Annotated in this window: 17 protein-coding genes; 15 read left to right on the top strand and 2 right to left on the bottom strand. The window is 49.2% G+C overall.

The window, feature by feature from the left end:
* Window positions 1-16 precede the first annotated feature (16 nt).
* The 7 genes from CXIVA_RS12600 (at window position 17) to CXIVA_RS12570 (ending at window position 6,633) form a co-directional block, all read left to right on the top strand.
* Window positions 17-1,147: a site-specific integrase gene (locus CXIVA_RS12600; RefSeq protein WP_013978428.1), complete on the top strand. Its 1,131-nt coding sequence runs from the start codon at window positions 17-19 to the stop codon at window positions 1,145-1,147.
* 108 nt (window positions 1,148-1,255) lie between these two features.
* Window positions 1,256-2,356: a redox-regulated ATPase YchF gene (gene ychF, locus CXIVA_RS12595; RefSeq protein ID WP_013978427.1), complete on the top strand. Its 1,101-nt coding sequence runs from the start codon at window positions 1,256-1,258 to the stop codon at window positions 2,354-2,356.
* A gap of 22 nt (window positions 2,357-2,378) precedes the next feature.
* Window positions 2,379-2,843 carry a transcriptional regulator NrdR gene (gene nrdR / locus CXIVA_RS12590; RefSeq protein WP_013978426.1) on the top strand — a complete coding sequence of 155 codons (465 nt, stop codon included), beginning with the start codon at window positions 2,379-2,381 and terminating at the stop codon, window positions 2,841-2,843.
* Window positions 2,843-3,442 carry a YqeG family HAD IIIA-type phosphatase gene (locus tag CXIVA_RS12585; RefSeq protein WP_013978425.1) on the top strand — a complete coding sequence of 200 codons (600 nt, stop codon included), beginning with the start codon at window positions 2,843-2,845 and terminating at the stop codon, window positions 3,440-3,442. The genes nrdR and CXIVA_RS12585 overlap by 1 nt, the downstream gene beginning before the upstream one ends.
* Entirely contained in the window at window positions 3,439-3,894 is a 456-nt protein-coding gene (gene rpiB, locus CXIVA_RS12580; RefSeq protein WP_013978424.1) for a ribose 5-phosphate isomerase B, read from the top strand. The genes CXIVA_RS12585 and rpiB overlap by 4 nt, the downstream gene beginning before the upstream one ends.
* Window positions 3,895-3,973: 79 nt before the next feature.
* Window positions 3,974-4,531 carry an elongation factor P gene (gene efp / locus CXIVA_RS12575; RefSeq protein ID WP_013978423.1) on the top strand — a complete coding sequence of 186 codons (558 nt, stop codon included), beginning with the start codon at window positions 3,974-3,976 and terminating at the stop codon, window positions 4,529-4,531.
* A gap of 233 nt (window positions 4,532-4,764) precedes the next feature.
* Window positions 4,765-6,633 (top strand): GH25 family lysozyme, encoded by a 1,869-nt coding sequence (locus tag CXIVA_RS12570; protein ID WP_083835036.1) that lies wholly within the window; start codon window positions 4,765-4,767, stop codon window positions 6,631-6,633.
* Between the two features lie 191 nt (window positions 6,634-6,824).
* On the opposite strand, the gene CXIVA_RS12565 is transcribed toward CXIVA_RS12570, so the two are convergent.
* Entirely contained in the window at window positions 6,825-7,628 is an 804-nt protein-coding gene (locus CXIVA_RS12565; protein WP_013978421.1) for a histidinol-phosphatase HisJ family protein, read from the bottom strand.
* 201 nt (window positions 7,629-7,829) lie between these two features.
* On the opposite strand from CXIVA_RS12565, the gene gap reads away from it, so the two are divergent.
* From gap to CXIVA_RS12520, 8 genes are all read left to right on the top strand, one after another.
* Entirely contained in the window at window positions 7,830-8,843 is a 1,014-nt protein-coding gene (gene gap / locus CXIVA_RS12560) for a type I glyceraldehyde-3-phosphate dehydrogenase (RefSeq protein ID WP_013978420.1), read from the top strand.
* Window positions 8,844-9,112: 269 nt separating this feature from the next.
* A complete protein-coding gene (locus CXIVA_RS12550) occupies window positions 9,113-10,318 on the top strand; it encodes a phosphoglycerate kinase (RefSeq protein WP_013978418.1) in 1,206 nt (401 codons plus the stop codon).
* Window positions 10,319-10,368: 50 nt separating this feature from the next.
* Window positions 10,369-11,118: a triose-phosphate isomerase gene (tpiA, locus tag CXIVA_RS12545; protein ID WP_041729178.1), complete on the top strand. Its 750-nt coding sequence runs from the start codon at window positions 10,369-10,371 to the stop codon at window positions 11,116-11,118.
* A gap of 89 nt (window positions 11,119-11,207) precedes the next feature.
* Window positions 11,208-12,755 carry a 2,3-bisphosphoglycerate-independent phosphoglycerate mutase gene (gene gpmI / locus CXIVA_RS12540; protein ID WP_013978416.1) on the top strand — a complete coding sequence of 516 codons (1,548 nt, stop codon included), beginning with the start codon at window positions 11,208-11,210 and terminating at the stop codon, window positions 12,753-12,755.
* Between the two features lie 69 nt (window positions 12,756-12,824).
* Window positions 12,825-13,706 (top strand): phosphoribosylaminoimidazolesuccinocarboxamide synthase, encoded by an 882-nt coding sequence (locus CXIVA_RS12535; RefSeq protein ID WP_013978415.1) that lies wholly within the window; start codon window positions 12,825-12,827, stop codon window positions 13,704-13,706.
* Window positions 13,707-13,807: 101 nt separating this feature from the next.
* Window positions 13,808-15,241 (top strand): adenylosuccinate lyase, encoded by a 1,434-nt coding sequence (gene purB / locus CXIVA_RS12530; protein ID WP_013978414.1) that lies wholly within the window; start codon window positions 13,808-13,810, stop codon window positions 15,239-15,241.
* 196 nt (window positions 15,242-15,437) lie between these two features.
* Window positions 15,438-16,823, top strand: coding sequence for an IS3 family transposase (locus CXIVA_RS12525; protein WP_347475625.1), 1,386 nt, complete (start codon window positions 15,438-15,440; stop codon window positions 16,821-16,823).
* A 139-nt stretch (window positions 16,824-16,962) separates the two neighbouring features.
* The gene (locus CXIVA_RS12520; RefSeq protein ID WP_173363206.1) at window positions 16,963-18,186 is read left to right on the top strand and encodes an IS256 family transposase; all 1,224 of its coding nucleotides are present in this window, start codon (window positions 16,963-16,965) and stop codon (window positions 18,184-18,186) included.
* A gap of 237 nt (window positions 18,187-18,423) precedes the next feature.
* Here CXIVA_RS12520 and CXIVA_RS12510 read toward each other — a convergent pair whose 3' ends face one another.
* Complete coding sequence (locus CXIVA_RS12510; RefSeq protein WP_013978411.1) at window positions 18,424-18,795, bottom strand: helix-turn-helix domain-containing protein; 372 nt, start codon at window positions 18,793-18,795, stop codon at window positions 18,424-18,426.
* Between the last annotated feature and the right edge of the window lie 125 nt (window positions 18,796-18,920).

Genomic DNA, 18,920 nt, shown 5'->3' with positions numbered 1-18,920 from the left:
TAGAAAGGAGCCGTAAATGGGAAAAGATCTCAAAGGAAAGGAGCTTGGAGACGGGATTTATCAGCAACCCAATGGCACTTATTGTGCTCGTTTTGTTGATAAATTTGGAAAACGAAGATCGAAACGCTCGAAGAAATTACAAGAAGTGAGACAGTGGCTTGCTGATGCTTCATATATAGACAAACACAGTGATCGGGATCAGGCAACAGATATGATTGTAGATGCCTGGTTTGATTACTGGATTGAGATGAAGGAAAAGACGGTAAGACCCAATACTTCACGAAACTACAGAGAACGATACGAGAGAAATATCCGATGTGTTATTGGCAGTAAACTGATTGCAGATGTGAAACCGATTCACTGCCAGCAGATTTTTAACAAGATGGCTGATGAAGGATATCGATCAAAGACAATCTATCAGACCAGAATCGCTCTTTATAACATGTTAGAGTTTGCCAAGGAGAATGATGTGATCATTGTAAATCCCTGCAAACGTTCACTGAAAAGCGATATAGGACAGCCTTCTGTGAAAAGGGAAGCGCTCACAATAGAGAATCAGAAGAAGTTCTTGGCTGCGGTAGTTGGTTACAGTTATGAGAATCAGTATCGTTTTATTTTACAGACGGGACTTCGAATCGGTGAACTCATCGGGCTTCGCTGGAGTGACATTGATTTTGAGAATAAAACAATGAAGATTGAGCGAACTATGGAGTATCGTTACAAGGTAGGAGAGTGGAGAATCGGTCCTCCGAAAAGCAAGTCGGGATATCGAACCATCCCTCTTACAGATGAGGCAATCCGCATCCTGAAAAATCAGAGAGCAAAAAACTCAGAACTAAAAGTTATACCGATAGAATGGTCAGATACGGTGTTTTTGTGTCGGAATGGCACCCCGGTGAAAAACAGCACCTATGATACAGGCTTGATGAAATATTGTGACAGGGCGAATATTCCGAGATTTTCAATGCATGTCTTAAGACATACATTTGCAACAAGATGCATTGAAGCGGGTATGAAGCCCAAGACATTACAGCAAATTCTTGGTCATTCAAATATCGGAATTACAATGAATCTATACGTACATATTACGGAAGATGAAAAATTAAGAGAAATAAATCTCGTAGCAGATGCATTGAAAGTCATATAAAACTTAATGCGAAATGGCACTCGGTGGCACTCGACGTGGCACTCGGTCAGATTAGCAAATCGCGGAAACCCCATAAAATAAAGGTTTTTTAAGGAGATATAAAACATTATGAAACTAGGAATCGTTGGCCTGCCAAACGTAGGAAAAAGCACATTGTTCAATTCACTGACGAAAGCAGGCGCAGAGTCAGCAAACTATCCGTTCTGTACTATCGACCCCAATGTGGGAGTTGTGTCCGTACCGGATGAGCGGCTGAATCTTCTGGGAGAATTATATCATTCCAAAAAGATAACCCCTGCGGTGATTGAATTTGTGGATATTGCCGGACTGGTGAAAGGTGCCAGCAAGGGAGAAGGACTGGGCAATCAGTTCCTGGCCAACATCCGCGAAGTGGATGCTATCGTACACGTGGTACGCTGTTTTGAGGACACCAATGTGGTGCATGTGGATGGAAAAATTGATCCGGCCAGCGATATCGAAACGATCAACCTGGAGCTGATTTTTTCGGATATTGAGATTCTGGACCGCAGAATTGCCAAAGGCAGCAAAGGCGCCCGCATGGATAAGAAGCTGGCGGCAGAGGTTGAGTTCCTGAAACGGATCAAAGCGCATCTGGAAGACGGCAAACTGGCCAAAACATTTGAACTCAGCGATGATGAGGACGAACAGGCCTTTTTCCGTTCCCTGAATCTGCTGACCGCAAAGCCGGTGATCTATGCCGCGAATGTATCGGAAGATGATCTGGCAGATGACGGTGCCTCCAATCCCCATGTGGCAGCAGTCCGTGAACTGGCGAAAGAAGAAGGATCCGGCGTGTTTGTGATCTGTGCCAAGATCGAGGAAGAAATGGCGGAACTGGACGACGATGAGAAGGCCATGTTCCTGGAAGAGCTGGGGATCAAGGAGTCCGGCCTGGAGAAGCTGATCCAGGCAAGCTATGATCTTCTTGGCCTGATGAGTTTCCTGACTGCGGGAGAAGACGAAACCCGTGCCTGGACGATCCGGAAGGGGACAAAAGCACCCCAGGCAGCCGGCAAGATTCATACCGATTTTGAACGGGGCTTTATCCGCGCGGAAGTAGTGAACTATAAGGATCTTCTGGAATGCGGATCTCTGGCAGCTGCCAGGGAAAAGGGCCTGGTAGGACTGGAAGGCAAGGAATATGTGGTGCAGGACGGGGATGTGATTCTGTTCCGTTTCAATGTATAAAAGCAGCGGGAGGAAATGAGCGATGAAATGCCCATACTGCAGCAGTGACAATACGCGGGTGATTGATTCCCGCCCGGTGGATGACAATGCGTCTATCCGCCGCAGACGCATGTGCGATGACTGCAAGAAACGATTTACTACTTATGAGAAAGTAGAGACCATTCCGCTGATTGTAATAAAGAAGGACAATACCAGGGAACAGTATGACCGATCCAAAATAGAGGCCGGGCTTCTGCGGGCCTGCCACAAGCGGCCGGTATCGGTGGATCAGATCAAGCAGCTGACCGATGATGTGGAAAATGAAATTTATGCCCGGGCAGAGAAGGAAATTGCCAGCACGGTAATCGGGGAACTGGTGATGGACAAAATCAAGGACCTGGATCCGGTGGCTTATGTCCGGTTTGCGTCGGTTTACCGGGAATTCAAGGACGTGAATACTTTTGTACTGGAATTGAAGAAAATGCTGGATCGGGAGACGGAGAAATAATGGCGGTCAGATTATATCCAACACTTTATACGAAATCCGTATACCGGATTAATTTCGAACAGCTGTATGCGGACGGGTACCGGGGGCTGATTTTTGATATTGACAATACGCTGGTCACCCATGGTGCACCGGCAAACGGCAGGGCAAAACGGCTGTTTGAACGGCTGAAGCGCATAGGATTTACCTGCTGTCTGCTGTCCAACAACAAGGAACCCCGTGTAAAAATGTTTAACGACGCGGTTCATGTGAACTATGTCTTTGACGCACACAAGCCATCTCCGGATGGCTATCGTTATGCTATGGAGATCATGGGAACAGACAAAAGGAATACGCTGTTTATCGGAGACCAGATTTTTACGGATATTTTCGGTGCCAATCGTGCGGGGATTTCATCGATCCTTGTACGTTATATTCACTGGAAAGAAGAAATTCAGATTGTGCTGAAGCGGCGGCTGGAGTTTTTTGTGCTTTTGTTTTACCGGATGTATGTAAAACGCCAGGACCCGTCTGACCGAAAAAGCGCAGCCTGGTGGGAAGCGCGTTATGTCAATGGTGGCAGAAGCCTGGAATCAGAAGGAGAAGGAGAAACAGACCTATGAAAATTGTAATCGGAAATGACCACGCGGCAGTATCTATGAAAAAGAAGATTCAGAGCTATCTGGAATCCAAAGGCTATGAAGTGATTAATGTGGGTACGGACACGGAGGAGCGCTGCAATTATCCGGAAATCGCGGCAGCCGCATGCAAAAAGATCCAGAACGGCGAAGCCGAGCGGGGCGTGCTGATCTGCGGAACCGGCGCCGGGATGGCGATTACGGCCAATAAGCTCCGGGGAATCCGGGCAGTGGTGTGTTCGGAACCGGTGACCGCGCGCCTGGCCAGAGAGCACAATCATGCCAATGTAATCTGCTTTGGCGAAAGAGTAGTCGGCGAGGAAATGGGATATGCGATTGTGGATGCCTATCTTAATGCGCAGGAGCTGGGAGACCGCCATGCCATGCGTGTGGGACTGATTTCCGAAATTGAGGAGGCAGAGTCCGCCGGCAAGTAATACTTGAAATAATTACAGATTTCCGATAAAATAATTAGAAAGTATGTGTCGCGGTATGCGACTGTAAGGAGGAAGATGAATGATATCAGCAGGTGATTTCAGAAACGGCATGACGATCGAACTGGAGGGCAATATCTTCCAGATCATCGAATTTCAGCACGTGAAACCTGGCAAAGGAGCCGCATTTGTTCGGACCAAATTAAAAAACATCAAGAGCGGCGGTGTCGTTGAGAAGACATTCCGGCCGACAGAGAAGTGCGAGCAGGCTCATATCGAACGTTCAGACAAACAGTATCTTTACAATGATGGAGATCTTTATTATTTCATGGATGTGGAGACCTATGATCAGGTTGCTCTGACCAAGGAAGCCATCGGAGATTCTCTGAAGTTTGTCAAAGAGAATGACATGGTTAAGATGTGCGCCCACAATGGAGAGATTTACGCGGTAGAGCCGCCGCTGTTTGTAGAGCTGGAGATCACAGAGTGTGAGCCGGGTCTGAAGGGTGATACAGCGACCGGAGCTACAAAGCCGGCGACCGTAGAGACAGGCGCCATCGTGAATGTGCCTCTGTTTGTAGAGCTGGGTGACAAGATTAAGATTGATACCAGAACCGGCGAATATTTATCCAGAGTATAAGCTTCGATAGAAAAAATGCCGATCCTGGAGGCATCTTTCTGGTTATTTCGGAAGATGTTTGGAATGAATCCGCGATTTATGCATATGAGAAACGGATGGGACCGTCTGTAATCGGACGGTCCCATCTTCTTGCCTGTTAAGCTACAGAACAGCAGTTTTGTATATTGGAACACGACACAGTCTGTAACGGGCGATGCCCTGGAGTGTTCTGCAGAAAGGGATGACTTAAGAAAATGATAAAGAGAATGAGAAAATGGCTGACTGCAGTGACTGTACTGACTGTGACCGCGGCGGCCGGTGCACCGGCAGCTTTGCTGACGGATGCCCGGGCGGCGGAAGCGGCAGAAACAAAGAGTGCCCAGGATAGCGTGACCTGCCCGAAAGGTTGGAACAGCGAGGATCCGGGCTGGTACCGCGCTTATATGAAGCAGCGCGCCGCAGGCACCGAGGAGGCGCTTCCGGACAGCAGTACGGCCAGGGTATCCGTTTTGTCCGCCTACAGCAAGACCCAGTGGAAAACCACGTCCGGCAAAGTGTCATTTTATCATGACCCGGAAGATACTGAGGGCTGCGAAGTGATTCCGGTCGTGGATGTATCCAAGTATGACGGTACGGTAAACTACAGAAAACTGAAAAATTCCGGGGTCAGCGGTGTGATTATCCGGTGCGGGTACCGGACCAGTTCCGGCGGCTCTATTTATACGGATCCGTACTGGATTTATAATGTGAAACAGGCGACAGCAGCAGGACTGCATGTAGGAGTATACTTTTTCTCCCAGGCAAAGACCACAGCAGAAGCCAAAGCAGAGGCCGCGTATACGCTGAAGCTGCTCCAGGGAGAGACTGGCCGGTGGTACCCGGGAGATTATGTGAAAGAGAAGAAATCGGGACGCTCCGGCACAAACTGTTACGGCATCGATCTTCCGGTTTTTATGGATGTGGAGTATGTAGGAGACGGAGGCAGACTGGCCAGGGCGCATCTGTCCAAAGCGGCGCAGACAAGGGTGGCCAAAGCTTACTGCCAGGCCATGAAAGACGCTGGATATGACGCCATGGTATATGCCTCCAGCAATTTCTTTGTAAACAAACTGGACGGCACGGCACTGTATCAGGCGGGGTATCCGCTCTGGATGGCCCGTTATTACAATTATGCGTACCGGTCCACCTCATCGGTATCTGCGTCGAATCTGTACCGGAATCGGGCTGCGGTGGATTACTGGCAGTGTTCGGAAACAGCCCGCGTGGGCGGAATCAATACCAATGTGGATTTAAACTTCTGGTATCGGCCCGCGTCGTGGACCAGTGGGAATATCGGCATCAGAAAAGCGGCTCCCTCCGGAATTTCCGTAGGAACGGCGAATGGACTGAACGTGCAGTCCGTATCCCGGACAGGCATCAGGCTTTCCTGGAACGCGGCGGAAAATGCCGGCGGCTACCGCTTGTATTACAGCACTTCCCGCAACGGTTCTTACCGGCATACGGATGTTTCCGGCACAGCTTTTACGCTGAACGGGCTTAAGAGCGACCGGGAATATTACTTTAAGGTTCGCGCATACCAGACAAAGGAAGACGGCAGCCGTGTCTACGGAAAAACAAGCGGGATACTGTCAGCTTCCACCAGCCAGACCAACAGCTTCCATCTGGTAGCCCGCAGCAAGACACATCTTCGGTCAGGCGCGGGAACCGCATATCGTGTCCGGAAGTCTGTGAAAAAGGGCACAAAACTGCAGTTTGTACGCTGGACCAGTGATAAGCATGGGGCTGCCTGGGCAAAGGTAAAATACGGATCTTCTGTATACTATGTAAGCAGGAGCATGGTCAAGTATCCGACACCGAAAATCCGTGACCTGCGGGGCGTGTCTGCAGGTGCTTCCGGCGTAAAACTGTCCTGGAAGAAAACTTCGGCAGCGTATTATAAAGTTTATCGCTCCACGAGCAGCGCTACCGGGTTCCGCTGCGTCAAAAACACCAGGACGGCGTCCTGGAAAGACACCACAGGAAAAGCAGGAGTTACGTACTACTATAAAGTGCGCGGCGCGAAGAATTACAACGGCAGGCGATGCCTGGGCGCTTTTTCTTCTGCAGCTGCAGTGCGGAGATAAGCATAAGCACATCTAAGGAAAGCGAAGCAATTAGAAAAATCGGATAAGAGAGTAGAAAAAAAGCCGGCAGTTCTGGACGGATCCCTTCACCGGGGCGGCAAAGGAGACAGATCCTTTTCGAAGACAGAACTGCGGCTTTTTATATAAGAGCTGATATTTTAATAGTTTTCCTGCAGAGATTTTTCATGGTTTTACGGAAGCGGAAGGAAGACCGGCCTGCGCTGCCGGAATACAGTATAGTAGCGGAATCCGCAGCTTTTTAACAGATCCGGAAGACGCTGAAAATCATAGGCAATGTGTTCCGATTTGTGGGCATCGGCCCCGGTGGTAATGATTTCGCCGCCCAGCTCCCGGTAGCGGCGCAGAATATCGGTGCAGGGATTTGGCTGGGACAGTCCGTATTTCCAGCCGGCGGTGTTGACTTCGATGCCCTTGCCGGCGTCGATTAAGGCAGTGAGAATCGGATCAATGAGTTCCCGGTAGGCGGCATAGCTGTAATCCGCATCCCGGTTCGGGCCATAGCGCACCACATAGTCGATATGTCCGTACACGTCGAAGCCCTTCCAGGCGGAGATGTTTTCCAGAATGGAGCGGAAGTATTCCTCATAGGCCTCCCGTTCCGTACGGTTTTCATAATAGGACGGATAATACGGATCTTTGCCGTGCACCAGGTGGGAAGAGCCGATGACGTAATCATAGGCGTGGGATGAGACAATGGCGGAATGCCGGTCCGCCAGATGAGGCTGCAGACCCAGCTCAATGCCGTAGAGAATCTCAATCTGTCTGCCGTACGCGCCCTGCAGCTGCCGCACCGCCTGTTCGTATGCAGCGAGATCCAGGTCAAAGTTCACGTCATCATAGGGATAATCCAGATCCTCGTGGTCCGTGAGGCAGATGCCGGAGAGACCGCGGGTGATGGCGGCTTGAACCATGTCCTGCGGCAGGGCGTCGCTGTCTCCGGAAAAATTTGTGTGCATATGTGTATCCCAGTACATGGGTAAAACCTCCTTTGCAATCCCTCTGATTTTAACACAGAGGATATTTCGGAACAAGGCGCATAAAAAGCAATACAAAAAAATGCAAAAAAATAGTTGCATTATTTTGCAAAAGGTATTATTATGTCAGTGTAAAAGATTGATAATAATTTAACAAAAACAAAAACAGACAAGAATAGAGAAAAGGTAGGAGGAATCAACATGTCAGTAAAAGTTGCAATTAATGGTTTTGGTCGTATCGGTCGTCTTGCTTTCCGTCAGATGTTCGGCGCAGAGGGTTATGAAGTGGTAGCTATCAATGATCTTACCAGCCCGAAGATGCTGGCGCATCTGCTGAAATACGATTCTACACAGGGCAGATATCAGTATGCTGAGACTGTTAAATACGGAGAAGATTATATTGAGGTAGAAGGCAAAGAGATCCACATCTACGCAGAACCGGACGCAAACAACTGCCCGTGGGGTAAGCTGGATGTTGATGTAGTTCTGGAGTGTTCCGGTTTCTACACATCCAAAGAGAAAGCACAGGCGCATATTAATGCAGGCGCGAAGAAAGTCGTTATTTCCGCACCGGCAGGCAATGACCTTCCTACTATTGTATATAACGTAAACCATGAAACACTGACCAAAGATGACACCATCATTTCCGCAGCTTCCTGCACCACCAACTGCCTGGCTCCCATGACACAGGCGCTGAATGATTTCGCCCCGATCAAATCCGGAATTATGTGCACCATTCATTCCTATACCGGTGATCAGATGACTCTGGACGGACCGCAGAGAAAAGGCGATCTGAGACGTTCCCGTGCAGCAGCAGTGAATATCGTTCCGAACAGCACCGGCGCCGCAAAGGCAATCGGCCTGGTAATTCCGGAACTGGCAGGCAAACTGATCGGCGCCGCACAGCGTGTTCCTACCCCGACCGGTTCTACTACCATCCTGAATGCAGTGGTAGATAAGGAAGTTACCGTGGATGAGATCAACCAGGTGATGAAGGCCGCTGCCAATGAGTCTTATGGCTACAATGACGAGGAGATCGTATCTTCCGATATCATCGGTATGACCTATGGCTCTCTGTTCGATGCGACCCAGACCATGGTTCTGCCGTTAGGCAACGGCATGACGCAGGTACAGGTAGTATCCTGGTATGACAATGAAAACAGCTACACCAGCCAGATGGTACGTACAATCAAATATTTCGCAGGTCTGAAATAATAAGATTTCTGTGATTCTTGCGGGGGTGCTGCGTATAGGAAAGATATGCACACCCTCGTTTTTTATGCGGTGCGGCCGTCCGATTTTCGGATTTTGCTGCCGGAAAAGTGGATTTTCGTGCGGAAGAAAGATTCGGTGCGGGAACGCATTTCAATCCTGGATTTTCCTGCGAAGGATTTGACATTGCCCGGGGATAATGAGAAAATAAAAAGAGCGACTGTACGACAGAAACAGAGACCAGAGAATTCAAAAAAAGGAGAGCAGTGATTATGTTAAATAAACTTACTGTAGATGATATTGACGTAAAAGGTAAGCGTGTCCTGTGCAGATGTGATTTCAATGTACCGTTAAAAGACGGAAAAATCACCGACGAAAACCGTCTGACTGCGGCGCTTCCTACTATTAAAAAACTGATCGCCGACGGCGGAAAAGTGATCCTTTGTTCCCATCTGGGCAAGCCGAAAGGGGAGCCGAAGCCGGAGCTTTCTCTTGCGCCTGTGGCTGCACGCCTGAGTGAGCTGCTGGGACAGGAAGTGAAATTCGCGGCAGATGACGAAGTCGTGGGACCGAACGCAAAAGCAGCTGTGGCAGCCATGAAAGACGGCGATGTGATTCTGCTGCAGAATACCCGGTATCGTGCGGAAGAAACGAAAAACGGCGAGGCATTCAGCAAGGAGCTGGCGTCTCTGTGTGACGTGTTTGTAAATGATGCCTTCGGCACCGCCCATCGTGCGCACTGCTCCAATGTAGGCGTGACTTCTTTTGTACCGGTAGCCGCAGTGGGCTATCTGATGCAGAAGGAAATCGACTTTTTAGGCAATGCCGTAAACAATCCGGTTCGTCCCTTTGTGGCTATCCTGGGCGGCGCGAAGGTTGCGGACAAACTGAATGTTATTTCCAATCTTCTGGAAAAATGCGATACCCTGATTATCGGCGGCGGAATGGCATATACCTTCTTAAAGGCAAAAGGATATGAAATCGGTACCTCCCTGGTGGATGAGACAAAGATTGATTACTGTAAGGAAATGATGGAAAAGGCAGAAAAACTGGGCAAACAGCTGCTTCTGCCGGTTGACGCGGTCGTGCTGGATCATTTCCCGGATCTGGATGACGCGGATATCGCGGTGGAAACCGTTGACGCTGACAAGATTCCGGCAGACAAGATGGGCCTGGATATCGGAGAAAAGACCCGCCAGCTCTTCGCGGATGCTGTGCAGGCAGCCAAAACCGTTGTATGGAACGGCCCCATGGGTGTATTTGAGAACCCGGTACTTGCAGCAGGCACGAAAGCGGTAGCCAAAGCGCTGGCAGATACCGATGCCATCACAATCATCGGCGGCGGTGACAGCGCAGCAGCAGTTGCGCAGCTTGGATACGCGGATCAGATGACTCATATTTCCACCGGCGGCGGCGCTTCCCTGGAGTTCCTGGAAGGCAAAGAACTGCCGGGCATCGCAGCAGCCAGCGACAAATAAAAAAAGTTAATCAGAATAAGCAGATAGCAGATATGGGAGGAGAATCCATTATGTCACGCAGAAAGATCATCGCAGGCAACTGGAAGATGAATATGACACCCAGCCAGACCGTTGCCCTGATTGAAGAGTTAAAACCGTTAACAGCTACAGAGGAAGCAGATGTGGTCCTGTGTGTGCCGGCCATTGATATCATTCCTGCTGTTGCGGCAGCGAAAGGGTCTAACATCCGAATCGGCGCGGAGAATATGTATTTTGAAGAAAAAGGCGCGTATACCGGAGAAATTTCCCCGGATATGCTGACAGATGCCGGCGCGGAATATGTCATCCTGGGTCATTCTGAGCGGAGGGGCTATTTCCATGAGACCGACGCGGATATCAATAAAAAAGTGTTAAAAGCCTTTGAACACGGGCTGACCCCGATCATCTGCTGCGGTGAAAGCCTGGAGCAGCGGGAACAGGGCATCACGATCGACTGGATTCGCCAGCAGATCAAGATCGCGTTCCAGAATGTGAGCGCAGAGCAGGCAGCTGCGGCAGTGATTGCGTATGAGCCGATCTGGGCCATTGGCACAGGGAAAACAGCTACCAGCGCGCAGGCACAGGAAGTATGCGCAGCAATCCGTGTATGCATCGGCGAAATTTATGACGAAGCGACAGCAGCAGCGATCCGTATTCAGTACGGCGGATCCGTGAACGCGAAGACAGCGGCAGAGCTTTTCGCACAGCCGGATATTGACGGCGGCCTGGTAGGCGGTGCTTCTCTGAAAGCAGAATTCGGACAGATCGTCAACTACAGATAAGTTTCAGCAGGGACGGATTTCTACGCGGCGGCGAGAAGGCGTCTCTGCTTTTTATTGCCTGAAACAGAGAAATAGGAGAGTATCAGAATATGGGAAAAAAACCGACTGTATTAATGATTTTAGATGGGTTCGGACTGAATCCGCGGACTGACAGCAATGCGGTGGCACAGGCGAATACGCCGAATATTGACCGTTTGTTTGCGGAATATCCGTTTGTCAAGGGAAATGCCAGCGGCCTGGCGGTAGGCCTGCCGGAAGGACAGATGGGCAATTCGGAAGTCGGCCATATGAATATGGGAGCCGGACGGATTGTCTATCAGGATCTGACCCGCATTACCAAAGCCATCGAAGATGGGGAGTTTTATGAAAATCCGGTGCTGCTGCAGGGAATCCGCAACGCGAAAGAGCATGATTCTGCGCTGCACCTGTTCGGACTGCTGTCAGACGGCGGCGTCCACAGCCACAATTCTCATCTGTACGCACTGCTGGAACTGGCAAAACGCAGTGATCTGAAGAAAGTATACGTACATTGCTTTATGGACGGCCGCGATACGCCGCCGACTTCCGGCATTGATTATATCCGGGAACTGGAGCAGAAGATGCAGGAAATCGGCGTCGGTGAGATCGCCACGATTTCCGGCCGCTACTATGCCATGGACCGGGATAACCGCTGGGACAGAGAGGAAAAAGCCTATCGGGCCCTGACCCTGGGAGAAGGGCAGACGGCAGAGGATCCGGTGCAGGCCATGCAGGATTCCTATGATGCCGGTGTGACGGATGAGTTTGTGGTGCCGGTGGTGATCCGGAAAGACGGCGCGCCCCTGGCAAAGGTGGCAGAGCATGATACGGTGATTTTCTATAATTTCCGGCCGGACCGGGCACGGCAGATCACCAGGGCTTTCTGTGCGGATGAGTTTGACGGATTTGACCGGGGCTCCCGCCTGGATCTGTGTTTTATCTGCTTCAAAGATTACGATGAGACGATTCCCAACAAGCTGGTGGCTTTTCAGAAGGAAGAACTGAAAAATACCTTTGGGGAATATCTGGCGGCTCACGGCCTGAAGCAGGCCCGGATCGCGGAGACAGAAAAGTATGCCCATGTGACCTTTTTCTTCAACGGCGGCGTGGAGGAACCGAATCCGGGCGAGGACCGCATCCTGGTGCACTCCCCGAAGGTGGCGACGTATGACCTGAAGCCGGAGATGAGCGCTTTCGAAGTGTGCGATAAGCTCTGTGAGGCCATGGAATCCGGCAAATATGATGTGATTATCATTAATTTCGCCAATCCGGACATGGTGGGGCACACCGGCGTGCTGGAAGCTGCAGTCAAGGCAGTGGAAGCCGTGGATACCTGTGTGGGCAGAGCGGTGGATACACTGAAAAAAGTGGACGGCCAGATGTTTTTGTGCGCGGATCACGGAAACTGTGAGCAGGAAGTGGACTACGAGACCGGGGAAAGCTTTACGGCCCACACGACCAATCCGGTGCCGTTTGTACTGATTAACTATGATCCGGCCTATACCCTGAAGGAAAACGGATGCTTGGCAGACATTGTTCCCACCCTGATTGAGATGATGGGGATGGAACAGCCGGCGGAAATGACGGGACATTCCCTGCTGGTGAAAAAGGAAAACTGATTGACGATTTCCCGGGAATCGCCTATACTTGACATGCATTCGTTTTGACAGGAAAGGAAAGATTAGATTATGAGCGTACAGGAGTACAAACCATTCAAAGAAGGGAAAGTCCGGGAGATTTACGATATCGGGGATTCTCTGATTATGGTAGCCACAGACCGTATTTCAGCATTTGATGTCATTCTGAAAAACAAGGTGACAGACAAAGGCGCCATCCTGACACAGATGTCAAGATTCTGGTTTGATTATACGAAGGATCTGGTGCCGAATCACATGCTGTCCGTAGATGTGAATGACATGCCGGAATTTTTCCGTCAGGACCGGTTCAACGGCAACAGCATGAAATGCAGAAAACTGAACATGCTGCCCATTGAGTGCATCGTGCGTGGATATATTACCGGAAGCGGCTGGGCCAGCTATCAGGAAAACGGTACCGTCTGCGGCATTCGCCTGCCGGAAGGACTCAAAGAGTCCGAGAAACTTCCGGAACCCATCTACACACCGTCGACCAAGGCGGAGATCGGGGATCACGACGAGAATATTTCCTATGAGCAGAGCATCGATGTCCTGGAGAAAGCATACCCGGGACATGGAGAAGCGTATGCCAGAACCATCCGGGATCTGACCCTTGCGATTTACAAAAAGTGCGCGGATTACGCATGGTCCCGCGGAATCATAATCGCAGACACCAAGCTGGAGTTCGGCCTGGATGAGGATGGAAACATTGTACTCGGCGATGAGATGCTGACTCCTGACAGCTCCAGATTCTGGCCGGCAGAAGGCTATGCGCCGGGCAAGAGTCAGCCGTCCTATGACAAGCAGTTTGTCCGTGACTGGCTGAAGGCAAATCCGGACAGCGATTATCATCTGCCGGATGATGTCATTGAAAAAACCGTGGAAAAATACAAAGAAGCCTATGAGCTTCTGACCGGAGAGAAATTCACACGCTGATCATCTGTTTTCAGATGATGCAGATCAGGAACGTGCCCTGCCCGGGGCGCGTTCCTGCCATGTAACCAGATCAGAGATTACAGAACCAAAGGAGATTTGAATTGAGTACAGACAGATTTTCAAGCCCGCTTTCCGAGCGTTATTCCAGCAAGGAAATGCAGTATATTTTTTCTCAGGATATGAAATTCCGCACCTGGAGGAAACTCTGGATCGCGCTGGCAGAGACAGAGAAGGATCTGGGTCTGGATATTACGCAGGAGCAGATCGATGAGCTGAAAGCCCACAAAGATGATATCAACTACGAAGAAGCCAGAGCCAGAGAAAAAGTAGTGCGTCACGATGTCATGTCCCATGTGTACGCCTACGGCCTGCAGTGTCCGAAAGCCAAGGGAATCATCCACCTGGGGGCCACTTCCTGCTATGTGGGAGACAATACGGACATCATCCTGATGTCAGAAGGACTGAGACTGGTCCGCAAAAAACTGGTCAGCGTCATCGATGAACTGGCCCGGTTCGCGGATAAGTACAAAGCGACGCCGACACTGGGCTTCACTCATTTCCAGCCGGCACAGCCGACTACTGTGGGCAAGCGGGCGACCCTGTGGACCCAGGAATTCCTGATGGATCTGCAGGATCTGAATTATGTGCTGGACAGTCTCCGGCTGCTGGGCTCCAAGGGAACCACCGGAACTCAGGCAAGTTTCCTGGAGCTGTTTGATGGCGATCAGGAGAAAGTGAAGAAACTGGATCCGATGATTGCGGAGAAGATGGGATTCAAGGGCTGCTATCCCGTATCTGGACAGACCTATTCCAGAAAAGTGGACACCCGCGTAATAAATGTACTGGCAGGAATCGCTGCCAGCGCCACCAAGATGTCTAACGATATCCGTCTGCTGCAGCATCTGAAGGAAGTGGAAGAGCCTTTTGAGAAAACGCAGATCGGTTCTTCTGCCATGGCGTATAAGAGAAACCCCATGCGGAGCGAGCGGATTGCTTCCCTGTCCCGTTATGTGATCGTGGATGCGCTGAATCCGGCGATTACCTCCGCGACTCAGTGGTTTGAGCGCACCCTGGATGATTCCGCCAACAAGCGTCTGTCAGTTGCGGAAGGTTTCCTGACCATCGACGGCGTCCTGGACCTGTGCCTGAATGTGGTGGACGGCCTGGTGGTTTATGAGAAAGTCATCCGCAAGCATATGATGGCAGAGCTGCCGTTTATGGCCACAGAAAACATTATGATGGATGCAGTGAAAAAGGGCGGAGACCGTCAGGAGCTGCATGAGAGAATCCGTCAGCTGTCCATGCAGGCAGGCCGCAATGTGAAGGAAGAGGGAATGGACAATAATCTTCTGGAACTGATTGCCGCAGACGAGAGCTTCGGGCTGACCCTGGAAGAACTGCAGTCCGCGATGCAGCCGGAGCGTTACATCGGCCGCGCGCCGCAGCAGGTGGAGGAATTCCTGGCAGAGACGGTACGTCCGGTTCTGGATCAGTTCCATGATCTGCTTGGCGCAACCGCTGAGATTAACGTATAACCTTAACTCCCGGCAAGATTTAACACTCAACCGAAAAAACATCGAGAAACAGCCCGAAAAATCAGCATTTCTATTGATTTTTCGGGCTATCTTTGCCATACTCATTGAGTTAGTATAATACTTATTTTAGAGGTGTAAAAAAGGAGCGGGGGTGCGGACAAAAACCTGGACACATATAGGGCTCTGAAAGGAGTCAATGATGTATTCAGAAGAACAGAGAACAAAGGCACTGCATGTTTTCCATCAGACAGGATCTGTTACAGATGTGGTACGTCAACTTGGTTATCCCAGCAGAAAGCAACTGTATACCTGGATTCGTAACGAGGGAAAAACAAAAGAAAAGCGAAAAAAACTTAATCTTAAAAACACCACCGAGCACCCCAGAAATCCTCCGGCGGAGTTTAAGCTGCAAGTGCTTCGTCGTTGCTTTGAGAATGGAGAGAGTGTAAAATCAGTATCAGAGGAGATCGAATACAGCCGAGCCAGCATATATATGTGGCGAAAGCGATATCTTCAAGGAGGTGCAGCTTCTCTGATGAACACGAAAAATATCAGGCCGGGAAAATTACCGGATATGGATGAAAAGATATCTTCAGAAGAAGTCGAATCGCTCAGAAAGCAGATGTACGAGCTCCAATTGGAAGTAGATATCTTAAAGGAGACAATTAACGTATTAAAAAAAGACCCCGGCGTCGACTGGAAGGACCTGAAGAACAGGGAGAAAGTAGCGGTAATCGACGCCATGAAGGAGAAGTACCCGCTACCGATCCTGCTTCGAAGAATGAAACTGTCAAGGAGTAGTTACTACTATCAGATAAAGGCTTTTGCAGCAGAAGATAAATATGAGTATCTGCGCCATGAAGTTGTTCGTATATTCCTTGAAAACAAAGCTCGGTATGGATATCGCAGGATCCATGCAGAACTAAAAAAGACAGGGATAAAGGTCTCGGAGAAGGTCGTTCGCAGAGTGATGAAGGAAGAGGGTCTTGAAGTAAAAATCCGAAAAACGAGGAAATACAGTTCGTATAAGGGGGAAATCAGTCCTGCTGTTCCAAACGAAGTACAGAGAGATTTTCATAGCGAGAAACCAGACGAACTTCTTTTGTCGGATATCAGCGAGTTTGCTATTCCGGCCGGCAAGGTATATCTGTCTCCGGCAGTAGACTGCTTCGATGGAATGCTGGTCACGTGGAGAATAAGCGAACATCCAAATGCCGATCTCGTCAACGGCATGCTCGACGATGTGATTGCGAACATAGGCGCAAACTCCAAACCAATCATTCATACGGATCGAGGATGCCACTATCGCTGGCCAGGTTGGATCGAGAGAATGAAGATAAACGGGTATACCAGATCCATGTCACAGAAAGGGTGCTCTCCAGATAATGCTGCTTGTGAAGGTTTATTTGGACGAATAAAAAATGAGTTCTTCTACAATCAGGACTGGACGGGTGTGACCGTGGAGGAATTCTCACGTGAGTTAGATCTGTACCTTCATTGGTACAATGAAAAAAGAATCAAGAAATCGTTAGGGTATTTGAGCCCTGTGGAGTACAGGCGATCTCTTGGATTGGTTGCCTAGGCTGTCCAAGAAAACGTCCGCACCCCCAGCCTATGAAATATTCTCTGTAAAAATGAATACTTAATCGTATCATCCAGGTCTTCTATGATAAAATCAAATTTATAGGAGGCCTTTGATTATGGCAAACAAAAAACGAAATATCTACAAACCGAAACCCATGACAGAAAACAAAAGAAATATCATGCAGGGGCTGTTTGAAGAGTACGATATCGAAACAGCGGATGATATTCAGAACGCCCTGAAAGATCTGCTGTCCGGAACGATCCAGGAAATGCTGGAAGCTGAAATGGACAACCACCTTGGCTACGAAAAGTATGAGCGTTCTTCTGAACCAAATGATCGAAACGGAACAAAGTCCAAAGGCGTCCGCAGTAAATATGGTGAGTTTGAGGTAGATGTCCCACAGGACCGGCAAAGCACCTTTTCCCCTAAAGTCCTTCCGAAACGTAAAAAAGATATTTCGTCAATCGATGAAAAAATCATATCCATGTACGCAAAGGGAATGTCCACACGTCAGATTTCGGATACGATCGAAGACATTTATGGCTTCGAGGTGAGTGAAGGCATGGTCTCTGATATTACCGACAAGTTGCTGCCCAAAATTGAAGAATGGCAGAACCGGCCGCTCTCCGCAGTATATCCGATCGTTTTTATTGATGCGGTTCATTTTTCTGTTCGTGATGACGGCGTGATACGAAAACTTGCTGCCTATGTTGTCTTGGGAATCAATGATGAAGGCAAAAAAGAAATCCTAACGATTGTGATTGGCGAAAATGAAAGCAGCAAATACTGGCTGAGTGTATTAAATAGCTTAAAAAACCGTGGGATACAGGATATCTTGATCCTTTGTTCCGATGGTCTGACGGGAATTAAGGATGCCATCAGCACTGCCTTTTCTAAAACAGAACAGCAGCGCTGTATTGTCCATATGGAGCGTAATACGTTGAAATATGTCGCGAACAAGGACATGAAATCATTTGCCAAGGACCTAAAGACGATTGATACAGCTGCGGATGAAAAGGCCGCGCTGGAGCAGGTTGACCGCGTAACAGAAAAATGGTCCGGTCAGTATCCCCATGCCAGGAACCGCTGGCATGAAAACTGGGATGCGATTTTGCCCATTTTCAAATTTTCGAAAGACGTGCGGACGGCTTTCTATACGACAAATGCGATCGAATCCTTAAATTCGTCGTTCCGCCGACTGAACCGGCAGCGCAGCGTTTTCCCGAGTTCCCAAGCCTTGCTAAAAGCTTTATATTTATCATCCTTCGAAATATACAAAAAATGGACTATGCCGATCCGGAACTGGGGCAGAGTCCGCGGAGAATTATCGATCATGTATCCGGGACGGATGCCTGAATAACAAAAATCCGTTGGCAGGTAAAGGGTGAAATGCACGCCTGACCCATCCTTCGAAGCAGGATCGGTAGCGGGTACTTCTCCTTCATGGCGTCGATTACCGCTACTTTCTCCCTGTTCTTCAGGTCCTTCCAGTCGACGCCGGGGTCTTTTTTTATTACATTGAGTGTTTCCTTGAGAATATCTACCTCCGTCTGGAGTTCATATAGTTGTTGCTTGAGCTGATCCACATCATTGGAATCTATAACATTTTGAGTTCGTTTTTTCTATTTTCATCCATGAGAGAAAATACTCCTTCCCGGATATATTTATTGCGCCAGTTATAGATCGTAACATTGCTGCATCCAATCTCCCTTGCTACTAACTCTACAGACTCTTTCCCCTCAAAGCAACGTTTTACCGCATTAATTTTCTCATCGACTGAAAACCTGGGTTTCGACGGACAATGTAAAGTTCCATTTTCTTTTCGTGGGTTCTTTGCTTTCTCCTCGTTTTCAGCCCAGTTATACAGCATCGCACGGCTGGGATATCCTAAGCATCTCACTGTCAATGTCGCAGATCCGCATTTTCGATAAAATCTCAATGCTTCTTCTACTTGCTTTTTTGTGTACATTCATCTGCTCCTTTCGGAGTCCTAACGTAGTCCAGGTTTTTGTCCGCACCCCCATCGGCGTGAGAAAACTTGATGCGTTAGTTACCAAGTATCCGGAGATTTACAAGTGCATTAAGGAAACAGAT

Origin of the sequence: Clostridium sp. SY8519 (assembly GCF_000270305.1) — a bacterium.
Taxonomy (GTDB): Bacteria; Bacillota; Clostridia; order Lachnospirales; family Lachnospiraceae; genus SY8519.
The sequence above is the reverse complement of the archived record's forward strand: the minus strand, read 5'-3'. Positions and strand labels throughout refer to the sequence as shown.